This is a genomic window from Mesorhizobium sp. M4A.F.Ca.ET.050.02.1.1, from assembly GCF_003997725.1.
GTDB lineage: Bacteria > Pseudomonadota > Alphaproteobacteria > Rhizobiales > Rhizobiaceae > Mesorhizobium.
The window spans coordinates 1-8,980 of sequence record NZ_RZSG01000185.1; the positions used below are offsets into that span (position 1 = coordinate 1).

Here is an 8,980-nt window from a genome sequence, read left to right on the forward strand (position 1 = left end):
ACATTGGCGTTGAGTTTGATGAGTGAGCGCTCGCTGGTGATGAAATATTCGGCGAAGCCGCCATTCATGCCGAGGCCGGGGAACTGCCCATTGTCGCAATACATGTCTTCGCCATGCCGGCAGTTGAGGCAGATGCCGCAGGAGCGGAACGGATGGCAGATCACGGCGTCGCCGCGCTTGACCGATCGGACGCCGCTGCCGACCTCCTCGACCCAGCCGGCATTCTCATGGCCCATGATGTAAGGCAGCAGGCTGCCGTCAGGATCCATGGTCGGTTTCCACACCCCTTCGATGATGTGGAGGTCGGTGCGGCACAGTCCGGCGGCACCGACCCGCACGATCACCTCGTCAGGGGCCGTGATCGTCGGCGCGACGACGTCCTCGATCTTGAGCTTCACGTTCATGTGCGGGTCGTATTCGTAGAGTCTGGCGGCTTTCATCGTCGTGTCCTTTCCAAATCGTTCCGTTGGAATGCGCGTCAGGCGCGGCCGAGCTTTTCCGAACCGCCGCCACGTGCCGGGCCGGCGGTCGGGTCCTCGTCCTCGGCGAGATCGCCGATCAGTGTTTCGGTGGTGAGGATCAGCGTCGCCACGGAGGCGGCGTTGGCGAGCGCGGTGTAGGTGACGCGCACCGGATCGATGATTCCGGCCTCGAACATGTTCTGGTAGCTGCCGGCCGATGCGTTGTAGCCATAACCGCCATTGACGCGGGTGACCTCGGCCACCACGGTTTCGGGATCGGCGCCGGCATTGGCGGCAATGCGCCACAGCGGACGCGACAACACCGAGCGCACCAGGCGCACGCCTTCGGCGATGTCGCCTTCCGCCTCGGCCGCCACCTTGTCGAGCAGGGGCGCGATCTGAGCCAGCGCCGAGCCGCCGCCGGCGACGACACCCTCCTCGGAGGCGGCGCGCACGGCATTGAGAGAATCCTCGATCAGCTGGATCGTCCGCTTCTGCTCGACGGGCGTGACGCCACCGGCGTAGAGGATGGCCGTGCCGCCGGAAAGCTTGGCCAGGCGCTCGCGCAGCTTGTCCTGCTCGATGTTCGGCGGCGCGGCCTCGTACTGCCGCTGCACCTGGGCGCGGCGCGACGCGATCGCAGCATGGTCGCCGCCACCGCGAATGATCGAGGTGTAGGACGCGCTGGTCCTCACCCGCTCGGCCGTTCCGAGATCCTCGGCTGTGATGTCCTCCAGCCGGCCGCCGAGATCGCGCGCGATCACCTTGCCGCCGGTGATGATCGCCAGATCCTCCATCATCGCCTTGCGCCAATGGCCGTATTCCGGCGGATGGACGATGAGGTATTTCCCGGACCCCTGCTTGCCGAGCAGGGTCACCACCACCTCCGGCGACACTTCCTCCGACACGATCAGCAGCGGCCGCCCGGCCTCGTCGGCGATGCGGCGGGCAGTCTCGAGCGCCTTGGGGTCCTTGATCTTGAGGTCGGTCATCAGGATCAGAGGCCGCTCGAGCACGGCCTCCATCTTCTCCTGGTCGGTGACCATGTGATGCGAGAGGTAGCCGCGGTCGAAGGACATGCCCTCGACCACGTCAAGCGTGGTCTCGGTGGTCACGCTGAAGTCGGTGGTGATGACGCCTTCCGCCCCGACGCGCTCGTGCGCTTCCGCCACCAGCGCGCCAAGCCTGGCGTCGGTCGCGGCGATGTTTGCGACCGAGGCGAGGATGCCGTTGCCCTTGGCGGGCTTGGCCGAGGCCTTGAGGGCAGTAACCACCGCCGCCACCGCGCGGTCGATGCCCTTGCAGAGATCGACCGATTTGGCGCCGCGTTCATTCGCCTCGATGCCACCCTGGATGAGCGCGTTGGCGAGTACGATGGCGGTCGTGGTGCCGTCGCCGGCGACCTCGTTGGTCTGCATCGACACTTCACGAACGACCTGCGCGCCCATGTTCTCGAAACGGTCATGCAGTTCGATCTCGGAGGCGATGCTGACGCCGTCGCGGGTCACCATCGGCGTACCGATCGGCCGGTCGATCATGGCGTTCATGCCTTTGGGGCCAAGCGTAGGTTCGACGGCCGCCGCCAGCCTATAGACGCCGCGGGCAAGGGCCCGGCGGGCCTGCGAATTGTGAAGCATTATTTTAGGCATGACTCCTCCTTCCGCCTTACGGGCGGCTTGTTGGTTGGGGGCCTCGTGCGAGGGAGGCCGTTGCTTTCGACGTTGCCTAGACGGCCGGCGCGCTTCGCGCCGGCACGCGGTCCATGATGAAGTCGACCAGCGTCGGCTCGCCGTCGACCACACTCAGTTCTTTGTATCTTGTCTGCTTCAGTCCACGGCAAAGCGCGCCGTTGAACTCCATGTTGACGCGCACGCCGCGCAGCTCGGCGAGGTGGGCGCTGAGCGCGACGGGCGGGATTTGTCGCCCCTCCCACGTCACGAAGACCGGATCGCCTGGACAGCGGTCAGCAAACCGCTGGAGCAGAGCCGCCCGGTACCGTGGCTTCTGCGCGGCCGCCTCGCCCGGCTCGAAGCTGGCGGCATCATATGCCGCCAGATCCATGCCGAGGATTTCGCGATCCGTCAGGCCGTGCTCCCGCAGACCGCGCAAGACCGCCTCCTGGCGCCGCTTGAAGGCCTTCATGCTGAAGGTTTCGCGCAAGGCGTCGATATCCTGGTCCCCGGCAAGCTCGGCGAAGATGTCGCCGAAAGTCCTGCCCGCCTCGATGCCGCGGTTGACCTCTTCGGCGAACATGTGGTCGTGTAGTTTCACGCGATAGGCAGGCGACCAGGAGAGCCGGTCGAGCGCCTTGCGGACACCGTCGAGCATGAGGAAGGCGAAATTTGGCGAGCACCAGTAGGTCGGCAGGCGGAAGTCGACCTCCACAGTGCCGTCACTGGTTATCTCGGCCCGCTCGACGAAGCCCATCTCGGTGATGGCTTCGTCGAGTTCCGGGTCGTTGACCTCGCCAAGGCGCCGCCAGACTTCCTCCTCGCGGCTGCCGGAAACGCTGGCGGTTGCCATGGCCCCTACTCCGCCGCGATGCTGAAGGGCGAGCTTGCGAGCGCCTTCTTCTTCGCATCAATGTCGATGTTGTAGAGGCGCGCGGCATTGAGGCCGAGGATCTTCTCCTTGATCTCGTCGGTCAGTTGTACACCGCGTTCTGCAGCGATGTCCTGCGGGATCTGGTAGGCCCAGAGTTTCTCGATCAGCCAGCGCGGCGTCCAGATCGCGTAGTCGGAACCGAACAGGAGCTTCTCCGGCCCGAGCCAGAACAGCAGTTCGGCGATGACCTCGCCGAAATAGCGCGGGCGCAAGTGGATGAAGGGAAGCGCTACCGCCAGGCCGCCATAGACATTGGTTTCCTGCGTCGCGATCCAGCAGAAATCGTCGAGGCGCGGCAGGCCGCAATGCTCGATGATCCAGTTGAGGCCCTGGAAATCCGTCGCCGCGTGGTCGACGTCGTGAACGTCGAACGCGTCCTTGCTGAGCGGGATGATCGTCGGGCCCTTGTGGACATGAATGTTTTTGATGCCGAGCTTTTCGCAGAGCTCGAAGCACTTGTAGGCATCGGGATCGGTGAGCTTCCAGCCCTTGGAGGCGCCGTTCCACTCGGCCGTGTACATCTTCACACCCTTGACGTCGTAGGTCTCCTTCATGAAGTGGATGTATTCCAGCGCCTTCTCGCCATCGCGCGGATCGAAGGAGCCGTTGACGATGAAGCGGTCCGGGTAGCGCTTGGCGACCTCGGCGTTGCGCTCGATCGTGTTGAAACCGTTCTTGTAGAAGTCCTTCAGGTAGGTGGACTGGACGATCGCAACGTCATCCGGACCGTCGATGAACAGGTCGCGATAAAGATCGTCGGCGCTGTATTTCTCAAATTTGCCCTTCGGCCAAAGTTGCTCCCTCGGGCTCAGGTTTGTGTGATAGGCATAAAAGCAGTCGATGAACTGCTTGCCGTGGATGTTCCTCTGGTTCTCCGGGCTGCCGTCCCAAAAATGAGTGTGGCCATCGACCACGAAGATGTCCTTGCCTTCAGGTGTCCTGTACATTCTTGCCTCCGCAGTCGTCGTGTTGGTGGGGCGTTGTGTTGAAGGTTTCGGCGCGCCGCGTCCGGGCGGCGCGCCGGATCGTTGCTCAGATGTATTCGAAGACCTCGTCCATGTTCCCGAACAGGATCACCGTGTTGTCGTCGATGCGCACCATGCGGCCGTAGTGGGTGGAGGTGTTGACCTCGAAGATTTCGGCGGTCATCTCGCGACCCAGATATTCGCTGATCTCGTCCATCTTGAAGATCAGCTTGCCGTTGCCGTCGATGCGGATCATGGCTGGCTGGTAGGTAACGATGACTCCCGGCTTTTTGCCCATGAATTCGGCGATGGCGCGCGCCTCGACCGAGTCGTTCATGGTGACGCCGCACTGGTGCGAGATCGTCTGCTCGAAGGTAATGTCCTTCATCGATTTGAAGATGTTAGACTGCGAAGCGTCGCGTGCTGCTACTGACATGATGTGTTCTCCCCTATTCAGCGCTTGAGGCCGAGTTCGCCGAGGATCCGGCCAATCCGTTCCTCGGACTGGGCGCGAACGTCGGTGAACGAAACCGGCTTGGAATGCGGCATCGACCAGATCGGCTGCAGGCCGGCGGCTGCCTTGTCGGCGAGCGCGCCGTGCTTCTTGACCCAGCCCTGGAACAGCTTCCTGTTGGCCGCGCCGTGCGTCTCGTCGTTGGCGAGCAGGTAGATCAGGTCGATGGTGTTGGCGAGGTTGCGCTCGTAGTCGGCTTCGGCCGCCGAGATCACCGGCGGCGTGATGAAGTCGTGGTTGGCCGCCGCCGCCTGCATCAGGAAGCCGGAGCGGAACAGTTCGCCAACCAGCGGCTCGAAGACGATGTTGATGGCGAAGTACTGCTCCAGATAGTCGGCCATGCCCATGATGGTCTCGACCGCTTCGCGGGTGCCCTGCCACACGCCGTCCTCGAGCCAGTGCTTCTTGCCGAGCTCGTCGTCCCATCCGGCGATGTCCATGCCGATCTCGGCGAGATAGAGCGTGATGTCCTGGGCCAGCCGGAGCTTGTAGGAGGAATTGGTGAGCGTCGTATTGTTGATCATCTGCGTGTAGCCGTAGCGCTGCGCCTGCATGAGCGATGTGCCCAGGCCGAACTCGGCATGCTTCCAGGCTCCGAGATGCGCCTGCAGCAGCTTCGACCAGACCTTGTCGAAGGTCTTCGGCGCGCCGGCGCGGCGGGCGTTGGTGATGACGCTCTGCACCATCGTCTCGATCTTCGACTGGCGCTGGTAGTGCGTACGCTCCCACTCCTGATCGGGAGCCCGGAAGGCATGCCAGTTCGAGCTCCTGGCAGCCGTGTTGTCCTTGACGTAGGCGCCCTTGCCGTTCGAGAAGGAGATGATCCAGTCCTGGATCAGGTAGCGCTCGGGGTCGGGCTGCACGTCGACCGTGACATCCTCGTAATGGGTGGCGCGCTGGCCCTTCGGCTCGAAGTACCGATATTTCCGGCTGTCCGAATCGGCGAAGATCGCGGCTCCCGCGGCTCCCGATCCGACTGAACTCGACGTTGCTACCATTGTCTTCACTCCCTTGTTGCAGTTGCTTTGGTGTCGCTGGCTCCGGCCCACCTCAATGGGCCGGGGTGGCGCTGGACGACGTGGTGAACCGGTCGAAGAAGATGCGTTCGGTCTCGAACCCGTTCATGAACAGGACCGGCTGCAGCGCATCGATCATGGGCGGCGGACCGCAGGCGTAGACGTCGCCCTGCCCGTCGACCGCCAGCTGTTTGAGCTTGGCATCGACGCTCTGGTGCACGAAGCCGCGCTCGCCGTCCCACGCCTCGCCGTTGACGTGCGAGAGCACCGGGATGAAATTCAGCTCCGGGTGGCTTCCGGCGAGCTCGGTGATCCTGTCGAGATAGAACAGGTCGCTTGGCGTGCGCGCGCCGTAGAAGAAGTAGACGTCCCGCTTCTCGCCGCTCTTCAGGTGATCGTTGAGGATCGACCAGACCGGCGACATGCCGGAGCCGGCGCCGACAAGGATCAGGGGACCTTGCCGTTCTTCCCGCCGGAAGCAGGTTCCATAGGGTCCGACGACGGTGACCTCGGCTCCGACACGGATGCCTCCGGAATCGAGTTCCCCGGAAAACTTTCCTTCGGGGTATTTCTTGATGATGAAGGAGAGTTTTTGGGTTTGGTCCGGCGTATTTGCCATGGAGAACGAGCGCGTAATCGTCTCCCCTTTTTGCGTGGTGACCGTGATGTCGACATATTGCCCAGCCCAGAATTTTATCGGCGAGCCGAGTTCGATCTCGATGCCGCGGATGTCGTGGGTCAGATGCTCGAACTTCGAGATCCGGCCCTTGAACGTCTTCACCGCGATTGATTTCGCCAGAACCTCCTCGTCGTAGTTGAGGAGTTCGACCTGCATGTCGGAATAGGCAATCGACCGACACAACAGGATGTGTCCGCTATCCTTCTCCATGTCGTTGAGGGCAAAGGTCGAGTATTTCAGCATGTCGACTTCGCCTTCGAGCAGTACGCATTTGCAGGCCGAGCATTGCCCTTCCTTGCAGCCATGCGGCAGCGCGATGCCCTGGCGGAATGCCGCGTTCAGAACCGTTTCGCCGTTTTCGACCTCGAATTCGACGCCGACCGGCTCCAGGCGCACTGTGTGAGCGTCAGTCATTAGATTGGACTCCCGATAGCGAATATCTTCACTGGTGCTCTTGGTTTCTGGCCGAGCGAGCCCTTGTAGCCAGCCGTCACCTTCCTCCAGTCGTCGGCGGGCGGACGCGTCCCGGTGACAGTGAAGACGGTTGCGGCGATTGCAGCCCAGGCCGCGATGGCGATGGGCAGGGCGAAGCGGGCACGTGTCATGTTGACCACCAAGCGGTGGGCGGGCCGGCGGCAACCGGCCCGCCTGACCGTCAATTGAACGGCGTGATGGTGAAGCCGGCCCGATACTCGGCGAGGTGCTTCTCCCGATCGGCCGCAGACATGCCGCGAAGCGCCTTGAGCGGCGAGCCGAGGACGTTTCCGCGCACGTCGTCGAGCGTCCACTGCTGGTCGGCCTCGAAGCGCAGATGCGGCTGCGGGATCAGCGTCTTGCCGTCGGAGCGGACGAAGTTGAGGTCCTTGATGGCGTCGGCGAGATCCCAGCCGTCATAGAGCGTCTCCCACTCGCGCTTGCCGCTGAAGCGGCCCATCGCGGGCGTTGGACGGCCCTGGTACTCGTCGGCGAAGGCCTCGACGGCAGTCCAGCGGTCGAGCTCGTGGGCGAAGGTGTGCAGCTGCCCGTCGATCTCGTCGACCACGATGTCCTCGCGGATGAGGCAAGGCACCAGGCACGACCAGCAGCGGTGCGGATAGACGTAGCCGACGTCGCTGTTGAACAGCAGCACCTTTTCGCCCTTGCGGCTGAGCTTGGCGTACCACTTCCAGAAGTCGCCGAACTCCGCATACCAGCCCGGATATTTGTGCTCGAACCACTCGAAGTCCTTGTCGGTCTGGGCCTCGATGCGCCAGAAGTTGACCGGCCAGCCGACCGCGAAGAACTGACCGACCTTGTGGACGTAATTCTTCTTGGTGATGCGCTCCCAGGCGGCCTGGACGTCGTCGTGGTGGACCTTGATACCGTACTTCTCGAGCGGCAGCATGTAGGTGCGGTAGTAGTCCTCATAGATCCAGCGATGCCACATCTCCGCGTAAGACTCCTTGTTCTTGTCGCGGTTGGTTGTGCCATATTCGATGAAGGTGCCGATGGCGGCGTCGACGATGGCGTGGTTCTGCCAGAAGGCGTAGCGCAGGTCGCGCTCGAGCAGCAGATGGTTCTCCGGCTCCTTCAGGGCGGCCATCAGCAGCGAGTGGCCGTTGCCGATGTGCCGGCTCTCGTCGGACTGCACCGACAGGAAAACGGTCGGCAGCGCATAGTCGCCGTTGCGTGCGGCCTCGGAAGGCATGGCGACGAAGAGGGTGTTGGTAAACGCCGTCTCGGCCACGACGGTCAGGTACATGCAGGCGGCCGTCATCGTGTCGCCAGTGATGAAGCCCTCGCCGAACTGGCGGCCGATGGTGGTTGCGTAGCACTTGCCGAAGGCTTCTTCGGTGATGTCGAAGCCTGCCGGGTCGATGTAATTCTCCATGTACCACTTCTTCAGATTCATCTGGATGGTGGAGTGACGGAACTCATCGACCATCTGCATGGTGAAGCCGGTTCTGAGGTCCTCGCCCGGCGCCAGCCGCGCCACCATCGCCATCGAGCGGGCGGCGGAGATTTCCGGGAAGGGAATGATGGCGAGGAAGAGCTTCATCCATTCCACCCAGCGCGGCTCGACATTGCGGAACATGTCACCGCGAAGGGCAGCGTCGAGCGCGCCGTAGACGCGGTTGTCCTTCTCCTCCTGCATCGGGAAATAAGAGCGCAGCACCTGCTTCATCGGATCGCGCGGCGCCTTGGCGATCTTGTAGTCGGTCGGAAACGTCATCGCTTCCTGGACATAGGTCGGGTTCCAACCGAGGTCGGAAATCTTCTTCGTCGCCTCGCCTACGGAAATGCCGCGTTGCGAGGTGATCTTGTTGAGCGTCAGAGACGACATCGTCATAAGCCTCCACCAGGTTTGAGCCGCGGATCCCTTGATCCGGGCGTGAGACGGCACACAACGCCGCCAGTGAGAGTGCGAACGGCACGACAAAGGGTTGCGCATTCAGGCGCGACTCATCGTCGGGCTGTTCGAGTGGATCGCGGCAAAGGTTTCCGAGGTATCGGCAGCGCCCGGTGCCAACCGCTGCTGCGATGGGCGTACCGAAGCGGACCTGACCTGCTTCCTCCGTTCCTTCGTTCTTTTGGCACCGCAAAGTGCGATGGGCTTCTTATGCAAATGACAAAGCAAGCGCCGTGCCAGTTTTGAAAAGAGCCCAACGCCGGCCGTTCGAAACCAATCGCCGTTCACTTCGCCGCGAAACGCGGCAGCCAACTGTAACGCCATTTTACAGATGTAAATTACGCCTGTAATA

General features: G+C 62.7%; 10 protein-coding genes. All 10 read right to left on the reverse strand.

Annotation, left to right across the window (positions count from 1 at the left end; all coding sequences use genetic code 11):
- Window positions 1-440: alcohol dehydrogenase catalytic domain-containing protein (locus EOA33_RS14710; RefSeq protein ID WP_148670640.1), on the reverse strand; the 440-nt coding region annotated here is incomplete at its 3' end.
- A 38-nt stretch (window positions 441-478) separates the two neighbouring features.
- Complete coding sequence (locus tag EOA33_RS14715) at window positions 479-2,110, reverse strand: molecular chaperone GroEL (protein WP_127405947.1); 1,632 nt, start codon at window positions 2,108-2,110, stop codon at window positions 479-481.
- Window positions 2,111-2,186: 76 nt separating this feature from the next.
- Window positions 2,187-2,984: an iron-sulfur cluster assembly protein gene (locus tag EOA33_RS14720; RefSeq protein ID WP_126058855.1), complete on the reverse strand. Its 798-nt coding sequence runs from the start codon at window positions 2,982-2,984 to the stop codon at window positions 2,187-2,189.
- A gap of 5 nt (window positions 2,985-2,989) precedes the next feature.
- Window positions 2,990-4,012, reverse strand: coding sequence for an amidohydrolase family protein (locus tag EOA33_RS14725; RefSeq protein ID WP_126058854.1), 1,023 nt, complete (start codon window positions 4,010-4,012; stop codon window positions 2,990-2,992).
- Between the two features lie 85 nt (window positions 4,013-4,097).
- Complete coding sequence (locus EOA33_RS14730; RefSeq protein ID WP_040968968.1) at window positions 4,098-4,466, reverse strand: MmoB/DmpM family protein; 369 nt, start codon at window positions 4,464-4,466, stop codon at window positions 4,098-4,100.
- A gap of 17 nt (window positions 4,467-4,483) precedes the next feature.
- Entirely contained in the window at window positions 4,484-5,542 is a 1,059-nt protein-coding gene (locus EOA33_RS14735; protein ID WP_127405948.1) for an aromatic/alkene monooxygenase hydroxylase subunit beta, read from the reverse strand.
- A 52-nt stretch (window positions 5,543-5,594) separates the two neighbouring features.
- A complete protein-coding gene (locus tag EOA33_RS14740; protein ID WP_127405949.1) occupies window positions 5,595-6,653 on the reverse strand; it encodes a 2Fe-2S iron-sulfur cluster binding domain-containing protein in 1,059 nt (352 codons plus the stop codon).
- Window positions 6,653-6,844, reverse strand: coding sequence for a hypothetical protein (locus tag EOA33_RS14745; protein ID WP_127405950.1), 192 nt, complete (start codon window positions 6,842-6,844; stop codon window positions 6,653-6,655). Before EOA33_RS14745 ends, EOA33_RS14740 begins: the two co-directional genes overlap by 1 nt.
- A 50-nt stretch (window positions 6,845-6,894) precedes the next feature.
- Entirely contained in the window at window positions 6,895-8,568 is a 1,674-nt protein-coding gene (locus EOA33_RS14750; RefSeq protein ID WP_210211267.1) for an aromatic/alkene/methane monooxygenase hydroxylase/oxygenase subunit alpha, read from the reverse strand.
- Between the two features lie 102 nt (window positions 8,569-8,670).
- Window positions 8,671-8,980 (reverse strand): hypothetical protein (locus EOA33_RS39040; protein ID WP_210212574.1); only part of this gene is annotated, 310 nt, incomplete at its 5' end.